19 protein-coding genes and 4 pseudogenes are annotated in these 21,099 nt (G+C 43.6%); 19 read left to right on the forward strand and 4 right to left on the reverse strand.

Annotated elements, in window-relative coordinates; genetic code table 11:
- From C6H66_RS22560 to C6H66_RS22580, 3 genes and pseudogenes are all read left to right on the forward strand, one after another.
- A pseudogene (locus C6H66_RS22560) lies at nt 1-279 on the forward strand (Imm52 family immunity protein); the annotation flags it as partial.
- A gap of 46 nt (nt 280-325) precedes the next feature.
- Nucleotides 326-589 carry a PAAR domain-containing protein gene (locus C6H66_RS22565; protein WP_105396793.1) on the forward strand — a complete coding sequence of 88 codons (264 nt, stop codon included), beginning with the start codon at nt 326-328 and terminating at the stop codon, nt 587-589.
- A 737-nt stretch (nt 590-1,326) separates the two neighbouring features.
- A pseudogene (locus C6H66_RS22580) lies at nt 1,327-1,484 on the forward strand (ISKra4 family transposase); the annotation flags it as partial.
- A gap of 296 nt (nt 1,485-1,780) precedes the next feature.
- Here C6H66_RS22580 and hmpA read toward each other — a convergent pair.
- Nucleotides 1,781-2,974 (reverse strand): annotated as a pseudogene (hmpA, locus tag C6H66_RS22585) (NO-inducible flavohemoprotein); the annotation flags it as partial.
- A gap of 365 nt (nt 2,975-3,339) precedes the next feature.
- On the opposite strand from hmpA, the gene glyA reads away from it, so the two are divergent.
- The 5 genes from glyA to treC all read left to right on the forward strand — a co-directional run bounded on the left by glyA (nt 3,340) and on the right by treC (nt 10,262).
- Nucleotides 3,340-4,593, forward strand: coding sequence for a serine hydroxymethyltransferase (glyA, locus tag C6H66_RS22590; protein WP_105396796.1), 1,254 nt, complete (start codon nt 3,340-3,342; stop codon nt 4,591-4,593).
- Nucleotides 4,594-4,778: 185 nt separating this feature from the next.
- The gene (locus tag C6H66_RS22595; protein ID WP_046395933.1) at nt 4,779-5,924 is read left to right on the forward strand and encodes a 3-phenylpropionate MFS transporter; all 1,146 of its coding nucleotides are present in this window, start codon (nt 4,779-4,781) and stop codon (nt 5,922-5,924) included.
- Nucleotides 5,925-5,998: 74 nt separating this feature from the next.
- Nucleotides 5,999-6,946 (forward strand): trehalose operon repressor TreR, encoded by a 948-nt coding sequence (gene treR, locus C6H66_RS22600; protein ID WP_046395934.1) that lies wholly within the window; start codon nt 5,999-6,001, stop codon nt 6,944-6,946.
- A 148-nt stretch (nt 6,947-7,094) separates the two neighbouring features.
- Nucleotides 7,095-8,516: a PTS trehalose transporter subunit IIBC gene (gene treB / locus C6H66_RS22605; protein WP_105396797.1), complete on the forward strand. Its 1,422-nt coding sequence runs from the start codon at nt 7,095-7,097 to the stop codon at nt 8,514-8,516.
- 84 nt (nt 8,517-8,600) lie between these two features.
- Nucleotides 8,601-10,262 carry an alpha,alpha-phosphotrehalase gene (gene treC / locus C6H66_RS22610; RefSeq protein WP_105396798.1) on the forward strand — a complete coding sequence of 554 codons (1,662 nt, stop codon included), beginning with the start codon at nt 8,601-8,603 and terminating at the stop codon, nt 10,260-10,262.
- A gap of 92 nt (nt 10,263-10,354) precedes the next feature.
- Here treC and suhB read toward each other — a convergent pair whose 3' ends face one another.
- The gene (gene suhB / locus C6H66_RS22615) at nt 10,355-11,158 is read right to left on the reverse strand and encodes an inositol-1-monophosphatase (RefSeq protein WP_065390276.1); all 804 of its coding nucleotides are present in this window, start codon (nt 11,156-11,158) and stop codon (nt 10,355-10,357) included.
- Nucleotides 11,159-11,290: 132 nt separating this feature from the next.
- Here suhB and trmJ point away from each other — a divergent pair, with 132 nt between their 5' ends.
- The 11 genes and pseudogenes from trmJ to C6H66_RS22670 all read left to right on the forward strand — a co-directional run.
- Nucleotides 11,291-12,016 (forward strand): tRNA (cytosine(32)/uridine(32)-2'-O)-methyltransferase TrmJ, encoded by a 726-nt coding sequence (gene trmJ, locus C6H66_RS22620; RefSeq protein WP_046395937.1) that lies wholly within the window; start codon nt 11,291-11,293, stop codon nt 12,014-12,016.
- A gap of 87 nt (nt 12,017-12,103) precedes the next feature.
- Nucleotides 12,104-12,598, forward strand: coding sequence for a Fe-S cluster assembly transcriptional regulator IscR (iscR, locus tag C6H66_RS22625; RefSeq protein WP_046395938.1), 495 nt, complete (start codon nt 12,104-12,106; stop codon nt 12,596-12,598).
- 49 nt (nt 12,599-12,647) lie between these two features.
- Nucleotides 12,648-13,862 (forward strand): IscS subfamily cysteine desulfurase, encoded by a 1,215-nt coding sequence (locus C6H66_RS22630; protein WP_046395939.1) that lies wholly within the window; start codon nt 12,648-12,650, stop codon nt 13,860-13,862.
- 24 nt (nt 13,863-13,886) lie between these two features.
- Nucleotides 13,887-14,273: a Fe-S cluster assembly scaffold IscU gene (iscU, locus tag C6H66_RS22635; protein ID WP_065390280.1), complete on the forward strand. Its 387-nt coding sequence runs from the start codon at nt 13,887-13,889 to the stop codon at nt 14,271-14,273.
- 94 nt (nt 14,274-14,367) lie between these two features.
- Complete coding sequence (gene iscA, locus C6H66_RS22640) at nt 14,368-14,691, forward strand: iron-sulfur cluster assembly protein IscA (protein ID WP_065390281.1); 324 nt, start codon at nt 14,368-14,370, stop codon at nt 14,689-14,691.
- 37 nt (nt 14,692-14,728) lie between these two features.
- The gene (hscB, locus tag C6H66_RS22645; protein ID WP_046395941.1) at nt 14,729-15,250 is read left to right on the forward strand and encodes a co-chaperone HscB; all 522 of its coding nucleotides are present in this window, start codon (nt 14,729-14,731) and stop codon (nt 15,248-15,250) included.
- Between the two features lie 11 nt (nt 15,251-15,261).
- Complete coding sequence (gene hscA, locus C6H66_RS22650; RefSeq protein WP_105396799.1) at nt 15,262-17,112, forward strand: Fe-S protein assembly chaperone HscA; 1,851 nt, start codon at nt 15,262-15,264, stop codon at nt 17,110-17,112.
- Nucleotides 17,113-17,114: 2 nt separating this feature from the next.
- The gene (gene fdx / locus C6H66_RS22655; RefSeq protein ID WP_036812477.1) at nt 17,115-17,450 is read left to right on the forward strand and encodes an ISC system 2Fe-2S type ferredoxin; all 336 of its coding nucleotides are present in this window, start codon (nt 17,115-17,117) and stop codon (nt 17,448-17,450) included.
- 18 nt (nt 17,451-17,468) lie between these two features.
- Nucleotides 17,469-17,669 (forward strand): Fe-S cluster assembly protein IscX, encoded by a 201-nt coding sequence (gene iscX / locus C6H66_RS22660; protein WP_036812475.1) that lies wholly within the window; start codon nt 17,469-17,471, stop codon nt 17,667-17,669.
- Between the two features lie 182 nt (nt 17,670-17,851).
- Nucleotides 17,852-19,147 carry an aminopeptidase PepB gene (pepB, locus tag C6H66_RS22665; RefSeq protein WP_046395943.1) on the forward strand — a complete coding sequence of 432 codons (1,296 nt, stop codon included), beginning with the start codon at nt 17,852-17,854 and terminating at the stop codon, nt 19,145-19,147.
- Nucleotides 19,148-19,212: 65 nt separating this feature from the next.
- A pseudogene (locus C6H66_RS22670) lies at nt 19,213-19,605 on the forward strand (enhanced serine sensitivity protein SseB C-terminal domain-containing protein); the annotation flags it as partial.
- Nucleotides 19,606-19,843: 238 nt separating this feature from the next.
- On the opposite strand, the gene C6H66_RS22675 reads toward C6H66_RS22670, so the two are convergent.
- Nucleotides 19,844-20,803 (reverse strand): DUF2326 domain-containing protein, encoded by a 960-nt coding sequence (locus C6H66_RS22675; protein ID WP_248000786.1) that lies wholly within the window; start codon nt 20,801-20,803, stop codon nt 19,844-19,846.
- 3 nt (nt 20,804-20,806) lie between these two features.
- Nucleotides 20,807-21,099: zinc ribbon domain-containing protein (locus C6H66_RS22680; protein ID WP_105396801.1), on the reverse strand; the 293-nt coding region annotated here is incomplete at its 5' end.

A 21,099-nucleotide genomic window follows, 5' to 3' on the forward strand; every position in this document is an offset into this window, starting at 1 on the left:
GTGGAAACTAACGGCTATACCTTAAAAGGCAGGCAGGTTTTTCCTGATCGCCTTAGTGTCGGCTGGATGCTTTACCAGCCCCGTATTATTGATAAGTTCTATCTGCCTATGGCGGAAGATGTGCTGCCTGTGTACCAAAATAATGAACAGATCGGCACTCTGATTATCACCAAGAAAGGGATTTTTGATGGAAGAAATCAGGAGGATATTGATAAATCCAATGATATTGAAATTCAGTTGGTAAATCTGGGATTACTGCCGTTAATTACCGAGGTTTAATGAGAGGTGATGTTATTTACCAATCGGAAAACGATGGAGAAATTTAATGTCAAAGGCGGTTATTCTGCTGGGCGATACGACAGATCATGGCGGTAAGGTGATTACCGCTATTGCTCAATATACTCACAATGGTATTCCCATAGCAGGTAAAGAAGATTTGGTGGAGTGCCCTCAATGCAAAGGTGTTTTTCCTATTATTCAGGGTGCTAGCTCTCTAAAATATAAAGGAAAACCTATTGCGCTTGAAGGAATGCAAACAGCCTGTGAGGTAAACTTGATTGCCAGTCAGAGTAACGGCCTATTCCAATAAGGCTATTTTATTTGCCCTTCTTTGCCATAAAGAGCGAACCTAGGTAGTGATCAGACAAAAGCATGAGCTTTTGAACGCACTTTTAGTGCGGCCCGTAGGGTGAGCGAAGCGAGTCATCCTCACGTATTACATTCTGCATTCATGCTCTCACTATGATTGCGTTTTATGCTTCGACATTAAATGATGTTTTAAGTAAGGGGTTAATTGTTCCAATAGATTACTATTAGATTGGGCTATAGTAAGTTCTTCCCAGCCATCAGTGGACAGTATAAAAACCGTTGAGAGAATTATGGTCATCTCATCCGTGGGAGTTGACGAGTTATACCCATTAGCTTTGAATACACCTAGTTCAGTATGTATTCTGCTGATTTTGAATGGCAGAAGTGACGTTGGTAATTTCATCAAAAATCATCCTTCAATGGTATGAAGTAGAAAGAAATTGTAAGAAAAAGCGTAAATGCTAATGTTATATAGAAGAGATAACCGTAGCCAATCACTTGATAAATAGCGCCTCCCATAAGACCTCCCAAGCATAACGCACCCCAAGAGAAAAGTCTGTAAACAGCATTAGTCCTCGAAAATATACTCTCCGGTATTAATTTCTGTCTGTAAGTTACAGCAATACAACCCCAAAAACTCATACCACAGCCGAGTAAAAAAACGGATAAAAGCATTGCATAGATAGTATGATTCAGCGCTATAACAAGGGTAGATAAAAATGCCAATCTCAGTGAAATGGATACGTCAGAAACCGGGACGACAGAAAACACCATTTTGAAATCATCGCCGGAAAATCATTCATGGCTAATGTCCCGACCAAACGTTTTGGTTTTGTGCAATGTCTGGAAGATCACCCAGAAGAAAACTCATAGCCCAGCTATCTTCACAGGGTATTGTTCACTATTCATTTATAAGAACGGTCTGCAACAATTACGCCTATTGGGATAGGCGCTAAATTTACCCATGATTCTTGAAATCAATGGAGCTGACGTCCAATTAGGACGTGCTCCATGATAAATAAACTCTATAAAGTCTCTAAAATAGTGATGAATTGGTTTTTTCGGTCATATTAAGCATATTCAATATACATGAATATTGAATATCGTAGTCCATAAATTAAAGATAGTTTATGTTCAGTTCACTTTATTGGTTATTATTACCATATAATGTTTTTAATATTAAGTTGAAAATTTAAATCACCTTATGTGGACCAAAACATTCATAGTGAATAAATTGTTTATCAATTCCCATATCCAATAACTGTTTCGCTATATATTGCATAAAGGGAACTGGGCCACAGAAATAGAAATGCATTCCTTCTGTTTTCAACGCTTCATTCAAAACTGCCAGATCCATAAAACCTTTGTGTTGATAATGAATACCTTGTTGATCTTCATCCCTTGGTTCACGGTACCAAATTGTGCTAGCAAAATTTGGCATTGCCTGCGCCATTGTTGCGACTTCATTGCTAAACGCATGATGGCCGCCGTGTTCCGCTGCATGTAACCAGTTAATCTGGCTGTTGTGATTTTGCTGGTGGAGGTGATGCAGCATACTCATCATGGGTGTCAGGCCAACGCCCGCAGAAATTAAAGTAACCGGCGTTTCTGGTTTAATATCAAGGAAAAAATCACCGCGTGGGGCGGCCAGCCAGACGGTATCGCCTTCTTGCATCTTATCGTGCATATGGTTGGAAACGATTCCTTGTAGCTCACGTTTGATGGCAATCCGGTAGCTGGAGCCGTTTGGTGCTGCCGTCAGTGAATACTGGCGAATTTCTCGGTTGTCAAAACTATCATCTGCCAGATAAATACTCAGATATTGACCAGGTTTATAGTCCATTACTTTCCCGCCATCTTGAGGCACAAATTCAAAGCTACAAATGACGTCGCTTTTTACCTTTTTCCGATTAATACGGAATGGGCGCAAACCACGCCAGCCGCCATCTGTTGATTCACCGCTATGATAGATTTGCTCTTCACGATTGATAAAAACATCAGCCAGCACGCCATAAGCTTTTCCCCAAGCGTCCAGAATTTCATTTCCCGGCTGGAACATTTCATCCAACGTTGCCAACAGGTGAGTACCGACAATCTGATAATGCTCTGGTTGAATATTCAGACTAGCGTGTTTATGAGCGATTTTTTCTACTGCCGGTAGTAGTACCTCTAAGTTATCAATGTTGGCTGCATAGGCGCAGATCGCATTGAACAGGGCTTCACGCTGATCGCCATTAAGTTGATGGCTCATATTAAAAATGTTTTTTAACTCAGGATTATGTTTAAACATCCGCTCATAGAAGTGGGCTGTCAGTCTTGGTCCGGTAGCAGAAAGTAATGGAATAGTTGATTTGACAGTTGCAATAGTTTGGCTATCCAGCATGGTGAAACTCCTGAATTTCTTTCAAGTGATAATGAAATTTATAACATGTATTTTAAATGAAACTTATCCCCTTTTGGGGATTTTGTAAATATAGAATGTGGTCTTTATGGTGAAAAAAATATTCATAAAAGATATTTACACTAAGGAAAGGACTACTTTAGGTCATAAATTCCAACCAAAGAGGAAAAATGCAGTGTAATTTTCATTCTTCTATTTAAAATAGATATCTTGCTTGTGACAGGCATGCAATCGTTTGCGTAAAATATTTTGTCAAGACTATCTCATTCGGTGAAAAGGGTTTACACTGTGTGCCATTCGGCCCTTTAGGGTGTTGTTTGAAGAGAAGTTAGCTGAGTCAGGAGAACCCAATGTTAAAGCGTGAAATGAATATTGCTAGTTATGATCCCGAACTATGGCAGGCGATGGAGCAGGAAGTTGTTCGTCAGGAAGAGCATATCGAGTTAATTGCTTCTGAAAACTATACCAGCCCAAGAGTTATGCAGGCACAGGGCTCTCAACTCACTAACAAATATGCTGAAGGTTATCCGGGTAAACGCTACTACGGCGGCTGCGAATATGTAGATGTTGTTGAACAATTAGCTATCGATCGTGCTAAGGCGCTGTTTGGTGCTGATTATGCCAACGTTCAGCCACACTCTGGTTCTCAAGCGAACGCGGCGGTTTATATGGCGTTGCTGCAACCGGGCGATACGGTTTTGGGGATGAATTTAGCACATGGCGGTCATTTGACTCACGGCTCTCCGGTTAATTTCTCTGGTAAGTTATATAACGTTGTGCCTTATGGCATCGATGAGAGCGGTAAAATCGATTATGACGATATCGCGGCACAAGCTCAAAAACACCAGCCAAAAATGATTATCGGTGGTTTCTCAGCTTACTCCGGTGTGGTTGACTGGGCAAAGATGCGTGAAATTGCAGACAGCATTGGTGCTTATCTGTTCGTTGATATGGCGCATGTTGCTGGCCTAATCGCCGCAGGAGTATATCCTAACCCGGTTCCTCATGCTCATATCGTCACTACCACGACGCATAAAACACTGGCTGGTCCACGTGGTGGTTTGATCCTGGCGAAAGGTGGCGATGAAGAGCTGTATAAAAAACTGAACTCTTCTGTATTCCCTGGTTGTCAGGGTGGGCCTCTGATGCATGTTATTGCAGGTAAAGCGGTGGCATTGAAAGAAGCAATGGAACCAGAGTTCAAAGCGTATCAACATCAGGTTGCTGATAACGCGAAAGCTATGGTTGAAGTGTTTTTGGCACGTGGTTACAAAGTGGTTTCTGGCGGTACGGAAAACCACTTGTTCCTGCTGGATCTGGTTGATAAAAACATCACTGGTAAAGATGCCGATGCTGCGTTGGGCCGTGCAAATATCACGGTAAACAAAAATAGCGTGCCTAATGATCCGAAGAGTCCATTTGTGACTTCTGGTGTGCGTATTGGTACGCCTGCGATTACTCGTCGTGGTTTTAAACAAGCAGAAGCGCGTGAATTGGCTGGCTGGATGTGTGATGTATTGGACAACATCAATGATGAAGCGACCATTGAAGCAACTAAGCAGAAAGTTCTGGCTATTTGCGCGAAATATCCGGTTTACGCATAAATTAAAATTTCAATAAATCATTACAAAACCTGCTCCGGCTAACATTGTTTGCTTAAATAAGATATTGAGGTGTGATGTGTGGATTTTCCCCCGGGAATATCCACTCCAAGATAACTCTCAATATCTAGTTTCTTGAGTTAACTAAGTTAGGGGTGGGTTTTTTGCATTTTTTACCAGGGGGATTAATGGTTATTCGATCGACGCGCTGGTTGGCGTTAGATTACTTCACATATTTCTTTTCTTACGGAATATTTTTACCTTTTTGGGCAACCTGGCTCCAGGGTGAAGGTATAGAGTACGATATGATAGGGGTTATATTAGGTGCAGGCTTGATTTCCCGTTTTTTGGGCAGTTTATTAATCGCGCCTACAGTTAAAGATCCCGCAAAACTTATTTTTGCGCTGCGTATATCGGCATTGATAACTTTTATTTTCATTGTTGGCTTTACATTAGGAAATCATTGGGCATGGCTCCTGTTTGTCATGGTTGGCTTCAACCTATTTTTTGCGCCGATGATGCCATTGAGTGATGCTCTGGCAGGAACATGGCAAAAACAATTTCCTTTTGATTACGGCAAAATACGGGTTTGGGGTTCAATTGCCTTTATTATCAGTTCAGCATTAACCGGGGAATTAATTTCTGTCTGGGGACATCATGCCATCCTCATCACGATATTGTTTAGCGTCTTCTCTACCTTATTGGTGACATTACTTAGGCCCTCTATCATGCCGGTTGGGGAAACTAAATCTGCCAAAGTGGATGTTGTGTCATTTAAACAGTTGTTGTCTGAAAAATCAGTACGTCGATTCCTGTTATGTGTGGCTTTATTACAGGGCGCCCACGCGGGATATTACAGCTTCAGTGCAATTTACTGGAAAAATGCGGGTTATTCTGCCTCGGTAGTCGGTTATCTCTGGTCATTGGGCGTAGTGGCTGAAGTGATTATTTTTACTCTGAGTAATAAATTATTTCGGCGCTGGAGTGCCCGTAATCTTCTGTTGCTTTCTGGTATATGTGGTGTTATTCGCTGGGGATTAATGGGAACATTCATCGCATTACCGGTGTTGATTATCATTCAAATCTTGCATTGTGGCACATTCACTGTCTGCCATTTGGCGGCGATGCGTTTTATCAGTGCGAGAAAAGAAGGGGAAATTGTGCGTTTGCAAGCGGCTTATTCTGCGTTGGCAATGGGAGGAGGTATCGCTGTCATGACGGTAATTGCCGGATTTATGTATGATTATCTGCATAGTGGGATTTTCTGGATGATGGCCTTAATTGCTTTTCCTGCTATCTTTCTGCGGCCGCAGGTTAAAGCTTATAATTATTAACAATATAAATTTAGTGTCTTGCAATATTTTTGCAAGACACTAACTGCCTCTTAATAATGTTTTTATGAGATATCATGTCGAATAAATTAACAATAAAAGATATCGCTCGTTTGGCTAATGTCGGCAAATCAACAGTTTCGCGGGTATTAAACAATGAAAATAGTGTAAGTCCACAAGTACGTGAAAGAGTTGAGGCGATTATCCAACAAAATAATTTTGTTCCATCTAAATCAGCAAGAGCGATGCGAGTGAAAAGTGACAAAATCATTGCTTTAATTGTGTCGCGTCTGGGATCTTTTTCAGAGAATTTATCGATAAGTACCATGTTACCTCTGTTTTACCAGCGTGGTTACGATCCGATTATTATGGAAAGTAATTTTGATCTACAGCTTTTACAGGAACATCTACGTCAATTGGCATTGCGTCATGCAGATGGCATTATTTTATTCGGTTTCACTGGATTGTCAGAAGAGCTCCTCTGCCCTTGGCGTGACAAAATAGTGGTGCTTGCCCGCGAATATACGGGTTTTTCTTCTGTATGTTATGACGATATTGGTGCTGTGCGTTTATTGATGAATGAATTCTATCGGCGGGGACACAGAAATATCAGTTTTCTCGGCGTAGATGATTGTGATACCACGACAGGTTTGCTTCGCCATCAATCTTATCTAGCTTGTTGTGAACAGAAAGATCTGCGCCCACTTTCCGCCCAATGTGATTTAAGCTATCAGAGTGGGTTTCAGCATGTTAATAAGGTATTGAGAGAGAAAACAACAGCTTTAATCTGTGCAACCGATAGTTTGGCTTTAGGTGCATATAAATATTTGCAGCAAAATAATCGGGAAGATATACAAATAGGTAGCATTGGTAATACACCTTTGTTGAACTTTTTATACCCTAACACGCTTTCTATTGATCTGGGTTATAGTGAGGCAGGTAAATATGCGGCTGGTCAATTAATTGCTCAGATAAACCGGCAATACCCCAAACAACAAGTAATCATTCCGAGTAAGTTGGCTTAAAAATAAGAAATATTGCCGTTTCAATGTGATCTTCAACCCATTTTTGGGAACGTTCCCATGACAAGCATAACCAAATGATATTAGGATGAAATTAGTTTACTAAGCATGCTAATTAGTAATTGATATTCACTTATGATGACTGGCTGTTATGAAAAACAAAATAAATTCTAAAGATATAGAAAAACTAATTACATTAATCGGTGGTTGTGAAAATATAGCCAGTGTAAGTCATTGTATTACCCGATTGAGGTTTGTATTAGTTGAACCAGTTAAAGCCAAGCCGGATGAGATAAAGAATTTACCGATGGTTAAGGGCTGTTTTACCAATGCAGGGCAATTCCAGGTAGTGATAGGCACTAATGTTGGCGATTATTATAAGGTTTTAAATAGTTATCTTGGTCAATCTGAATTGAACAAAAAAGATAAACAACAGGTTGAGAAGAAAAATATGAAATGGCAAGAGCGCTTCATTTCTAAGTTTGCGGAGATATTTTTTCCTCTCTTACCAGCATTAATTAGTGGCGGACTCATTCTAGGTTTCCGTAACATTATTGGTGATATTCCTTTTAGTGAAGGTAAAACTTTAGCTCAAACATATCCTATTTGGAAAACAATATATGATTTTCTGTGGCTGTTAGGAGAGGCAATATTCTTCTATCTGCCAGTGGGTATTTGTTGGTCGGCGGTTAGGATGATGGGGGGAACACCAATATTAGGCATTATATTGGGAGTAACACTGGTCTCGCCGCAATTAATGAATGCTTATCATTTAGGGCAACAAATCCCTGATATATGGAATTTTGGCCTGTTCACGATTGGAAAAGTGGGTTATCAGGCGCAGGTTATTCCGTCACTTTTGGCGGGCGTTACTTTGGGGTGGATTGAAGTTCAGTTAAAACGGGTGGTTCCTAGTTATCTCTATTTAGTCATTGTTCCGGTAGTTTCGTTAATATTGGCGACTTTTTTAGCACATAGCCTTATTGGGCCATTTGGTCGGTTAATGGGTGATGGAGTTGCTTGGGTTGTTAAGGCATTGATGACGGGAAGTTTTGCGCCTATTGGTGCAGCTTTATTTGGATTCTTTTACGCGCCGTTGGTGATTACAGGTATCCATCAAACCACATTAGCCATAGATATGCAGATGGTGCAGAGTATAGGAGGAACACCGATATGGCCTATTATTGCATTATCCAATATTGCTCAGGGCTCCGCAGTTGTTGGTATTATTTTAATCAGTAAAAAGCGTAATGAACGTGAAGTATCCGTACCTGCGGCTATTTCCGCCTATTTGGGCGTCACTGAGCCGGCAATGTACGGTATTAATATCAAATATCGATTTCCTATGCTCTGCGCCATGATTGGTTCTAGTTTAGCCGGGTTGATTTGTGGGTTGGGTGGCGTATTGGCAAACGGTATTGGTGTAGGTGGTCTGCCGGGTATTCTTTCGATCAAACCACAATTTTGGCTAATTTACGCATTAGCTATGCTTGTTGCCATCATTGTTCCGTTGATTCTCACGACTGTTATTTATCGCAGGAAGAATATGACCGGTATGTTAGCTGTTGAATAATGCGGTTAAATCTTCATAAATAACAGATATAAAAATAGCCATGTGGTTATTCAATTCAGGAAATATATTGATAAGGTGTTTTTGATGGACAAAATCATTCCGTGGTGGTTACAAGGCGTCATCTATCAGATATATCCTAAGAGTTTCCAGGATACTACGGGTAGCGGAACGGGCGATCTTAACGGCATTACTTACCGGCTTGATTATTTGAAGAAATTGGGCGTGGACGCTATTTGGGTGACGCCTTTTTACCGCTCGCCACAGGTAGATAACGGCTATGATGTCGCTGATTATTGTGCGATTGATCCGGCTTACGGCTCAATGGATGATTTTAAGCGTTTGGTTGATGAGGCGCATCAACGTGATATCCGTGTCATCGTAGATATTGTTTTCAACCATACATCGACTCAACACCCTTGGTTTAAACAAGCACAGGATATTGATAGCCCTTATCGGCAATATTACATTTGGCGGGATGGGGAACCTGGGACGCCGCCCAATAATTGGGCGTCAAAATTTGGCGGCAATGCTTGGGCGTGGCATGAAGCAAGCCAACAGTATTATTTGCACTTGTTTGCTGTTGAGCAGGCCGATCTAAACTGGGAGCATGAACCTGTACGGGCTGAACTGAAAAAGATTTGCGAATTCTGGGCTGGCCTTGGTGTTGATGGTTTCCGTCTGGATGTCATTAACTTGGTTTCTAAGCAGCAAGACTTCCCTGAATCAACTCAGGGAGATGGGCGTCAGTTCTACACTGATGGCCCGCGTATTCATGAATTTCTGCAAGAAATGAACAGAGAAGTATTCCAGCCTGCCGGAGTGATGACGGTCGGGGAGATGTCTTCTACCTCACTGGAACATTGTCAACGCTACTCTTCATTGGATGGTGAAGAGTTGTCAATGGTTTTTGCTTTTCATCATTTAAAAGTCGATTACCCCAACGGTGAAAAATGGGTTGCGGCACCGCCCGATTTTGTTGAATTGAAGAAAATTTTTGCTAAGTGGCAGCAAGGCATGCACGAACGGGCATGGAATGCGCTGTTCTGGTGTAATCACGATCAGCCGCGTATTGTTTCACGTTTTGGCGGTGAAGGTGTTTGGCGGGTGCCGTCCGCTAAAATGTTGGCAATGGTACTGCATGGCATGCAGGGAACCCCTTACATCTATCAAGGGGAAGAACTGGGAATGACTAACCCTCATTTTTCGCATATTGAAGAGTATCGGGATATAGAAAGTTTAAATATTTATCAAGAGAAGATTGAGCAGGGCAGTGATAAACAGCAAATCTTATCGGTCTTAGCGAAGAAATCTCGTGATAATGGGCGAACGCCGATGCAATGGGATGCGACTGCCAATGCAGGGTTTACTCAAGGGGAGCCGTGGATAGCGTTGAATAGTGATTACCAGGCTGTGAACGCTGAAAATGCCATCCAGGATGAGGATTCAGTTTTCCATTGTTATGCCCGCTTGATAAAACTGCGTAAAACATATCCGGTATTGACTTATGGCAGTTATGAGGATTTGTTGCCGTCTCACCCTTGGCTATGGTGTTATGTTCGCCGTTGGGAAAACCAAACGTTGCTGGTTATTGCTAACCTCAGCGCAGAAGTGCAAGAGTGGTCGCCGGATACTTCTTTATCCCACTGTTCATGGGTGAAATTGATGGGGAACTATCCTGAAAACCAGTTACCTGTAGAAAATATGCAGTTACAGCCTTATGAAGCTGTTTATTGGTTGGCGGAGTAACAACGGTCTTTAGTTGTTAGTTAAATCAATCGCAGGGTAGACCGCACTTTTTGCGGTCTACCTGATAACTGTCTTGTGACGCTGATTTGAAATTAACGTTTCAATGCTTCTGATAATTCATCACGCATTTCGGCCAGAATGTCTTTAACAACGCGTGGATTACCTGCGACAAGGTTGCCGGAATGAATGTAATTATGACCGCCAACGAAATCAGTTACGATACCGCCAGATTCACGAACTAACAGCTCGCCACCCATAAAATCCCACGGTTTTAGGCCAATTTCAAAGTAACCATCTACCCGACCAGCCGCAACATAAGCCAGATCCAGTGCAGCGGAGCCTGTACGACGGAAATCAGCACAACGAACAAATAATTTACCCAAAGTATTAATAAAAACAGTGGAATGATGTTTTGCTTTGAATGGGAAACCTGTTGCCAGAATAGTGCCATCCAGATCGCGGGCATTGGTGCCACGCAAACGGTAGCCATTCAACTGTGCCCCTTGACCGCGGGTTGAGGTGAAAAGTTCATTACGCATTGGGTCATAAACAACCGCAACTTCAGTACGGCCTTTAATGCGTACCGCAATAGAAACGGCGAAGTGAGGGAGGCGTTTGATAAAGTTGGTCGTGCCATCCAGTGGATCGATTACCCATTGAATATCAGCCTCTTCGCCTAGCAGCTCGCCACTCTCTTCGGTAATAATCGAGTGTTTGGGATAAGATTTGCGAATAACGTCGATAATGAGCGCTTCTGCGGCTTTGTCAACATTGGTAACAAAGTCATTATTGCCTTTTTGGCTCGCTTCAACCGCATCAGGAGTTTCATAGTTTTTAGCAATTAGGTTGCCAGCTTTACGCGCAGCGCGTATGGCGATGGTCAGCATCGGATGCATGGGATATCTTCCACCAGGATGTTAAAGAACGGGTAATTAATCGGCGCATAGTATAGCAGTAATTCGGAAAAATACTAATGTTGTGTTAAGATATTTGGTTCTTATAACCATCCAGACTATTCAGAAGTTGCCATGTTAGAAAATATCCGCATTATCCTGGTTGAAACTTCCCACACCGGGAATATGGGGTCAACCGCCCGGGCAATGAAAACAATGGGATTAACTAATCTTTATTTGGTTAATCCACTGGTTCAGCCAGATTCTCACGCGATTGCACTTTCTGCTGGCGCCAGCGATGTTATTGGTAATGCGACGATGGTCGATAGTTTGGATAAAGCGCTGGCCGGTTGTGGATTGGTGATTGGCACCAGCGCCCGTTCAAGAACGTTATCATGGCCGATGGTTGAACCTCGTGAATGTGGTGAACGCAGTGTTCAAGAGGCTGAACACGCGTCGGTTGCCATTGTTTTTGGCCGTGAGCGGGTAGGGTTGACCAATGAAGAATTACAGAAGTGCCATTATCATCTGAATATCCCAACTAATCCGGATTACGGTTCGTTAAATCTGGCGATGGCGGTTCAGCTTGTCAGTTATGAAATCCGTATGGCTTATTTAGCGCGTCAGGATAAAAATGAGCAAAAAACCGATGAAGTGGAATATCCATTAGCTGATGATATGGAACGCTTTTATCATCATCTTGAACGTGTATTAAATGATTCCGGTTTTATTAGAAAAGCGCATCCCGGCCAGATAATGAATAGATTAAGGCGGCTTTTTACCCGTGCCCGGCCAGAGATGCAGGAACTGAATATTCTGCGTGGTATCTTGTCCTCCGTTGAAAAATGGGCGAAGAAATAGTTGAGTAAATTACTAGGTTAAATAGTTGACTAAAATACTCAGGAATGACACAATTTCGCTCATATTTCACCACGGGGTAATTCATTTATGAGATTGACATCTAAAGGGCGTTATGCGGTAACTGCCATGCTTGATGTGGCGTTGCACTCACAAGAAGGCCCGGTACCATTGGCCGACATTTCTGAACGTCAGGGTATTTCCCTCTCCTATCTTGAACAGCTATTTTCTCGCTTGCGCAAAAATGGTCTGGTTTCAAGTGTCCGTGGTCCGGGTGGTGGTTACTTATTGGGCAAAGATGCCAGTGAAATTGTTGTTGCCGAAGTGATTTTCGCAGTTGATGAATCGGTAGATGCTACCCGTTGTCAGGGTAGAGAAGGGTGTCAGGGCGGTGATCGCTGCCTGACTCATGCTTTATGGCGCGATTTAAGTGATCGTATTACCGGTTTCCTGAGCAGTATCAGTCTAGAAGAATTAGTCAATAACCAAGAAGTATTGGACGTTGCTGGTCGCCAGGATAACGATAAACGCCGTGTACCTAACGGTAGACCACAAGAAACAATTAATGTCAATCTGCGCCCATAAGCAGAGCTTGTGATGAATTGAAGTATTAGAAGTAGGGAGCATGTGAGCAATGAAATTACCAATTTATTTAGACTACTCAGCAACGACGCCGGTTGATCCGCGTGTTGCTGAAAAAATGATGAACTATCTGACCAGGGACGGGATATTTGGTAATCCCGCTTCTCGTTCACACCGTTTTGGCTGGCAGGCTGAAGAAGCGGTTGATATTGCCCGTAATCAGATTGCTGATTTGGTGGGTGCGGACCCGCGAGAAATTGTTTTTACTTCTGGCGCAACGGAGTCTGACAATCTTGCCATCAAAGGCGCGGCTAATTTTTACCAGAAAAAGGGCAAGCACATCATCACCAGCAAAACCGAACATAAAGCGGTTCTGGATACTTGCCGTCAATTGGAACGTGAAGGGTTTGAAGTCACTTATTTGGCGCCTCAGAGCAACGGGTTGATTGATTTAAACGATCTGGAAGCTGCGGTGCGTGATGACACCATTCTGATTTCTATCATGCATGTTAACAATGAAATTGGTGTGGCGCAGGATATTGCCGCCATTGGTGAAATGTGTCGCAGCCGCGGTATCATTTTCCATGTTGACGCCACTCAGAGCGTAGGCAAACTGCCAATTGACTTAACCAAACTGAAAGTCGATTTAATGTCTTTCTCCGCCCATAAAATTTACGGGCCGATGGGGATTGGCGCACTGTACGTTCGCCGTAAACCACGCATTCGTATTGAAGCGCAGCAACATGGCGGCGGCCATGAACGCGGTATGCGTTCTGGTACTTTGCCTGTTCATCAGATTGTGGGTATGGGTGAAGCTTATCGCATCGCCAAGCAGGAAATGGAGAGTGAATCTCAGCGTCTGCGCGGCCTGCGGTTGCGTCTGTGGCACGGTATCAAAGATATCGAAGAGGTCTTCCTGAACGGAGATTTGGAACACGGCGCGCCGCATATTCTGAATGTCAGCTTCAACTATGTTGAAGGTGAATCATTGATGATGTCATTAAAAGATCTGGCGGTTTCTTCGGGTTCTGCATGTACTTCTGCCAGCCTGGAGCCATCCTACGTACTGCGTGCGTTGGGGATGAATGACGAACTGGCTCACAGCTCTATCCGTTTCTCTTTAGGGCGCTTTACAACAGAAGAAGAGATCGACTACGCCATTGAACTGATTCACAAATCTATTGGCCGCCTGCGTGAACTTTCTCCACTGTGGGAAATGTTTAAACAAGGTGTGGATCTAAACAGTATCGAATGGTCTCATCATTAATCAGACGGTTTCAGGAGTAACAACATGGCTTACAGCGAAAAAGTAATTGATCACTATGAAAATCCACGTAACGTCGGTTCTTTCGATAGTGAAGACCCAACGGTTGGCAGCGGCATGGTCGGTGCCCCCGCGTGTGGTGACGTGATGAAACTGCAAATCAAAGTCAATAATGAAGGCATTATTGAAGACGCGCGTTTCAAAACTTACGGTTGCGGTTCTGCGATTGCTTCCAGCTCTTTAGTGACTGAATGGATGAAGGGCAAATCTCTGGAGCAGGCGGAATCGATTAAAAATACTGAAATTGCCGATGAATTAGAACTGCCGCCAGTGAAAATCCACTGTTCTATTCTGGCGGAAGATGCGATTAAAGCGGCGATTGCGGATTATAAAAGTAAACGTCAGGGCAGATAACGGCCCTTAATAATAAGAAGAAATTTGGTGGATACTGGCTGTTACATACCATCCGGTATCCGCCTTTGCTGGTTTTAATAAGTGAGGTTGTTGTATGTCAATTTCCCTTACAGAAAGTGCTGCACAACGCGTTTCGTCATTCCTGTGTAACCGTGGAAAAGGTGTTGGTTTGCGTCTGGGCGTCAGAACATCAGGCTGTTCAGGTATGGCCTACCTGCTTGAATTTGCCGATATGATTAACGAAGACGACACAGTGTTTGAAGATAAGGGTGTCAAAGTTATCGTAGATGGCAAGAGCATGGTCTACCTCGACGGTACAGAGCTGGATTTTGTTAAAGAGGGCCTTAACGAAGGCTTTAAATTCAACAACCCAAATGTTTCCAGTGAATGTGGTTGTGGAGAGAGTTTTAACGTTTAATTCCGTTTTTCGGCCAAATCCAGAGTAAGTTTAGATTATGGACTATTTCACTTTATTTGGGCTGCCGGCTCGTTATGCTGTTGATCGTGAACAACTGGCAAGCTGTTATCAAGAATTGCAACGTCAGTTTCATCCGGATCGCTTTGCTAGTCAGCCAGAACGTGAAAAAACGCTGGCGTTGCAGCAAGCCGCGACTATCAATGACGGTTATCAAACGCTCAAACATCCACTGAAACGCGCTGAATACATGCTCTCTCTGCATGGTTTTGATTTAGCCAATGAACAGCACACCATGAGTGACAACGCTTTCCTGATGGAACAGCTCATGTTGCGGGAAGAGTTGGAATGTATTGCCAGTAAAGCTGATCCAGAAGCGGCATTGGCGGATTTTGCGGCTCGTCTGAGTGGGATGATTAAAACCCGCAATCAGCAAATGGTGCGGCAATTGGATGAACAGCAGTGGGAACCAGCAGCCGATACGGTGCGTAAATTACGTTTTCTGGATAAATTGCAACAGCAGGTTGAGCAGCTGGAAGAACGTTTACTGGACGACTTTTAAGGAAAGCGTATATGGCTTTATTACAAATTAGCGAGCCGGGGTTATCCACTGCGCCACATCAACGTCGTTTAGCTGCCGGTATTGATTTAGGTACGACACATTCATTAGTTGCCACTGTTCGCAGTGGGCAAGCGGAAACATTGATGGATAGTGAAAATCGTTACCTGCTTCCCTCAGTTGTTCGCTACCATGAAAAGGGGCTTGAAATTGGTTGGCAGGCCCGTCAACAGGCGGTACATGATCCCGCTAATACCATCAGCTCAGTAAAACGTATGATGGGGCGCTCTCTGGCTGACATTCAGCAACGTTATCCAAATCTTCCATATCGATTTCAAGCGAGTGAAAACGGGTTGCCGTTAATCAACACCGCAACGGGTTTGGTTGATCCCATTCAGGTTTCTTCTGAGATTCTTAAATCGCTGGCGCAGCGTGCAGAAGAAACACTGGATGGTAAGCTTGACGGTGTTGTGATCACGGTTCCTGCCTATTTTGATGACGCACAGCGTCAGGGAACAAAAGATGCGGCGCGTTTAGCCGGATTGCACGTTCTGCGTTTGCTTAATGAACCGACTGCCGCTGCGATTGCCTACGGACTGGATTCTGGTCAAGAAGGCGTGATTGCGGTTTATGACTTAGGCGGCGGTACATTTGACGTTTCTATTCTTCGGTTAAGCCGTGGTGTCTTTGAAGTGCTGGCGACCGGTGGCGACACCGCGCTGGGCGGTGATGATTTCGATTTGATACTGGCTGATTGGATTCGTGAACAGGCGGATATTGGTGACCGAAATGACCATAGTCTGCAACGCCGGCTATTGGATACGGCTACTCAGGTAAAAATCGCCTTGAGTGATGCTGATATTGCAGAGATAAACATTGCCGGTTGGCAGGGTAAAATCACCCGTTGCGAATTTGAAGCCCTGATAACACCATTGATAAAACGGACTTTACTGGCAAGTCGCCGGGCATTGAAAGATGCAGAAGTCTCTGCGGATGAAGTTTTACAGGTGGTTATGGTGGGTGGTTCTACCCGTGTACCGCTGGTTCGTCATAGGGTTGGCGAGTTTTTTGGCCGCGAACCGCTGACTTCCATTGATCCTGATAAAGTGGTTGCGGTGGGGGCTTCGATTCAGGCGGATATTCTGGTGGGTAACAAGCCAGATAGCGACATGCTGTTGCTGGATGTGATTCCGCTTTCACTTGGGCTGGAAACGATGGGAGGCTTGGTTGAAAAAATTATCCCACGTAACACGACCATTCCGGTTGCCAAAGCGCAGGAATTCACTACCTTCAAAGACGGCCAGAGTGCAATGAGCATTCATGTAGTGCAAGGGGAAAGAGAATTGGTAAGTGATTGCCGTTCACTGGCCCGTTTTACCCTACGTGGTATTCCGCCATTACCCGCTGGTGGGGCCCATATCCGGGTTACTTTCCAGGTCGATGCTGATGGCTTGTTGAGTGTCAGTGCGTTGGAGAAATCCACTGGCGTCGAAGCTTCTATTCAGGTGAAGCCTTCCTATGGCTTATCTGATGAAGAGATTGCTCGCATGATAAAAGACTCTATGGCGAATGCTCAGGAAGATCTCAGTGCGCGTAAACTGGCAGAACAAAAAGTTGAAGCGGCGCGAGTACTGGAAAGTGTCACCAGTGCGTTAGAAAAAGACTCCTATCTACTGAATAAACAAGAACAGGCGGCAATTGATGCGGCCGTGGAAATACTTATAACAAGCGTTCAGGGCAATGATCCTGAAATTATTGAAAACGCGATTAAACAACTGGATAAGCAAACGCAGGAATTCGCTGCGCGTCGGATGGATTCATCTGTTCGCCGGGCGTTGGCGGGCCATTCTGTGGACGAGATTTAATTATGCCGAAAATTGTCTTTTTACCTCATAACGATCTTTGCCCTGATGGCGCAGTTCTGGAAGCCGAAGAAGGGGAATCCATTCTGAATGTTGCATTGCGCAATGGGATTGAAATTGAGCATGCTTGTGAAAAATCCTGTGCTTGCACAACTTGCCATTGTATCGTTCGTGAAGGTTTCGATTCACTGGAAGAGAGCTCTGAACTGGAAGATGACATGCTGGATAAAGCTTGGGGGCTGGAACCGGAAAGTCGTCTGAGTTGTCAGGCTAGAGTCTCTGACGAAGATTTAGTGGTAGAAATTCCCAAATACACCATTAACCATGCCCGTGAGCACTGATTGGCAGGAGAAAAATAAATGAGCCTGAAATGGTCCAATAGCCGTGAAATTGGTGAAGCGCTATATGACAAATTTCCTGAGGTAGACCCAAAAACGGTTCGCTTTACTGATATGCACCAGTGGATTTGTGAACTGGAGGATTTTGATGATGCGCCTGAAAAATCCAATGAAAAGATTTTGGAAGCGATCCTACTTGTTTGGTTGGATGAGTTTGAATAGCAAATCGCATTAATTTGTTATTTATCCGTCATAATTTTGATGTAGGCTGAACTTCAATGAAAAACTGGCTCTGGCCGGTTTTTTTATAGGATGAATCTCTGGCAGACGAAGAATTATATCGGTAGAAGCTTGAATAAGCTCCTCACTGCCATTGAGTGGTAATAATAAGAGGTGAAAAAAGAATGACTAAACAAATCATGCCGATAACACTGTCTTATGAACCAGCAGCAGCTTGCTGGGGTGAAAAAGCGCTGATTAGTTCCAGTGATCAAGGGGTAATGATTCATCTGGTTGGTAAAGGTAAATTAGGGGCGGTGCAACGTGCCGGGCGTAAAATTGACGGGCAGGGAATTCGTCATGTGGCTCTGGTTGGCGAAGGTTGGGATTTAGAGAAAAGTTGGGCTTTCTGGCAAGGATTCCGTGCGCCAAAAGGTAATCGTTCTATTGAATGGCCTCAATTGCCAGCGGCTGAAAAGCAGGAATTGGAAAGCAGAATTAAAATTATTGATTGGGTGCGTGACACCATCAATATGTCAGCGGAAGAACTTGGGCCGGAACAATTGGCGAAGCGGACGATTGACCTGATGTGTGGTATGGCTGGCGAGTCAGTAAGTTATCGCATTATTAAAGGCGAAGATTTACGTGAACAGGGTTATGCTGGCATTCACACCGTTGGCCGTGGCTCTTCTCGTGATCCGATTCTGTTGGCGTTGGATTACAACCCAACTAACGACCCACAAGCGCCGGTGTTTGCCTGCCTGGTAGGGAAAGGCATCACATTTGATACTGGCGGCTACAGCCTGAAACAATCTTCCTTTATGGATTCCATGAAATCGGACATGGGAGGAGCAGCAACCCTGACAGGCGCATTGGCGCTGGCAATCAGTCGTGGCTTGAAACATCGAATTAAACTGTTCCTCTGCATAGCGGATAACATGGTCAGTGGTAACGCCTTTAAACTGGGTGATGTTATTCATTACCGTAATGGCAAATCTGTTGAAGTGATGAATACAGACGCGGAAGGTCGTCTGGTTCTGGCTGATGGTCTAATTGATGCCAGCAGAGAGAAAGCGAAATTAATCATTGACGCGGCAACGTTGACCGGTGCGGCGAAAACGGCGGTGGGTAATGACTACCACTCTGTATTCAGCTTTGATGACAAACTGGCGGCTGATCTGTTGGCGGCTTCTGCATCTGAGAATGAACTGTTCTGGCGCCTGCCGCTAGCTGAATTCCATCGTAGCCAACTGCCATCGAATTTTGCTGACTTGAACAACGTTGCTGGGTCATCGCATACTGCGGGTGCTAGCACTGCGGCGGCTTTCCTGTCTCACTTTGTGGAAGAATACCAAAAAGGTTGGATTCACATTGACTGTTCGGCAACTTATCGTAAATCTGCGGTAGAACATTGGTCCGCTGGTGCAACAGGTTATGGGGTTCGTTCGATTGCTAATTTGCTGTTGGCGAAGGCGAAATAAATTTATTTTATCTAAAAAACTGATTGGAGATTTTTATGGGTTCATTAAGTGAATTAATTTCGGTTGAGATTGATGTTCCAAGTGGTAGTAAAATAACACTTAGCCAACCGGAAGAATATCCTTCGCAGCTCATTGAAGCTTTGGTCAGTTTATTTAGCCAATGTAAACCTGTTCGCCGTGCTTTTATCATTCAAGCCCATGATAAAAATGTGGATGAAAACCCCAATTTATTAATTGGACTGGAAATAAGTGGCGCGGCAGACGAAATTGATCAATTAATCCACGAAGCAGGCACTATTGCTTGTGAATACACCTCCGAAGAGGAGCCGATTGACTTCTGTTTAGTTGATGAAAAAGAGGGCGGTATTAGCCATTATTTAATTCAACATACGCAACCATTTTACCAGCGTAAATTAGGTAGTTGGCTACGTGGAAGCATTCCGGTGATGAATAAGTAACTATTTAACGGGTGATAATATAGTTGTCGGTAGAATTGAAATCTCCTGTTTATTACCACAACCATTACCGGATCAAGTAAAAATTAAAGCGTCTGAGTCCAGTAAAATACAGGACTCAGACCTTGGTAGCCCAGTAATTTAACTTGTTCAATTTTTAGGGATAATTCATAGGGCTAGGATAATAGCACCTAAGCAACTAGCCGCCTTATCTGTATCCGGTAGTAAAGCTCAATAACTTTTACCAGGTTTTTAACTTGAAAAGCCGGCCAGACTCTCCTTCGTCATGCAGTTGAAGAACAATTTCCGTACTGTCAAATACCGGCAGTTCTTTAGGAGATCGAGTAGGAAGATCTGAATCTATTAGTGTGATAACAGACTGAATACCTAGTTCAACGTAATCACGTAAAATAGCCAATAAATTCTCTTTCTTTCTATTATCTAAAGACTCGAATACTCCATCGTGAAAGGCAAAATGAGGAAATTTCTCATCTTTATGAGTTCTTAGTACAGCTAAATCAAAAGCGATACATAGCAGCTTTCTATAAGTATGCCCTAAGTCTGCACTTGTTGCGTTGCCTGATTCATCAAGGATTTCCGCTTTAAATTGCAAGTGCCCCTTTCGATTCGGAGACACACTGAGTAATGCTTTACGGCTAATGACAGCATCGACAATTTCACTAAAATAGAGCCGAATTTGAGAGAAAACGCTAGATTGATCTGAGTTTTGAGACTCAACATTATCCTCAATTTTGGATTGTAAATGACTACACTCTTCGGAAAGTGCTCGAATTTCAGTTCTAAGCTCTTGCAACTTGTGTAGATGTGCCTTTTGTCTTTCTAGAGTCTCAATATCCGCACGTAGGGAAACTAGCTCTCTTGAGAGAATTTTATATTTGGAAAAAACCTCGGTGTCACTTAAGAATGACAAGTTTTTTGAGCGACATTTTCCTAGTTCGTTTAGTCTAGTGTTTATACTTCTCAATTTGGCTTCAATTTCTGATTTTTCTTCGGTCAGATATCCAAATCGCTCTTCAGTTATAGCTTTATTGAATCCTAACAGTTGTTCGAAATCCTTTTTTATCTGACCGCTAAAAAGCACCCCTGCCTCATTGAAAAGCTTTTCAGCTTCTTCAGTATTGAATAAAATTTTATCCTCTTGTGACTGCTCCCCGCCGTAAAAAACGGCGAGGCTTCCCACTTCTCAGGCCGCCACCGTCTTTATGACGGATTGACGCTGGCCTCCGTGGGCAGAGACGACGAGTCCCGCCGCCTGTAATTCTGTTATGCCCTTGTGCTGGATGTTGATCGCCGCATTGATATCGCGGTCATGTTCGACTCGACAGCAAGGGCATGGCCAGATCCGCTTACACAGCGGCATTTCCGGCATTTTGTGACCGCAGCAATGACAGGTCTTCGAACTGGCGAACCACTGATCCAGTTTGACCAAATGAACGCCCGCCGCTGTGGCTTTGTATTCCAGTTTCTTGATGAAGC

Origin of the sequence: Photorhabdus hindustanensis, from assembly GCF_002968995.1 — a bacterium.
Lineage (GTDB): Bacteria > Pseudomonadota > Gammaproteobacteria > Enterobacterales > Enterobacteriaceae > Photorhabdus > Photorhabdus akhurstii.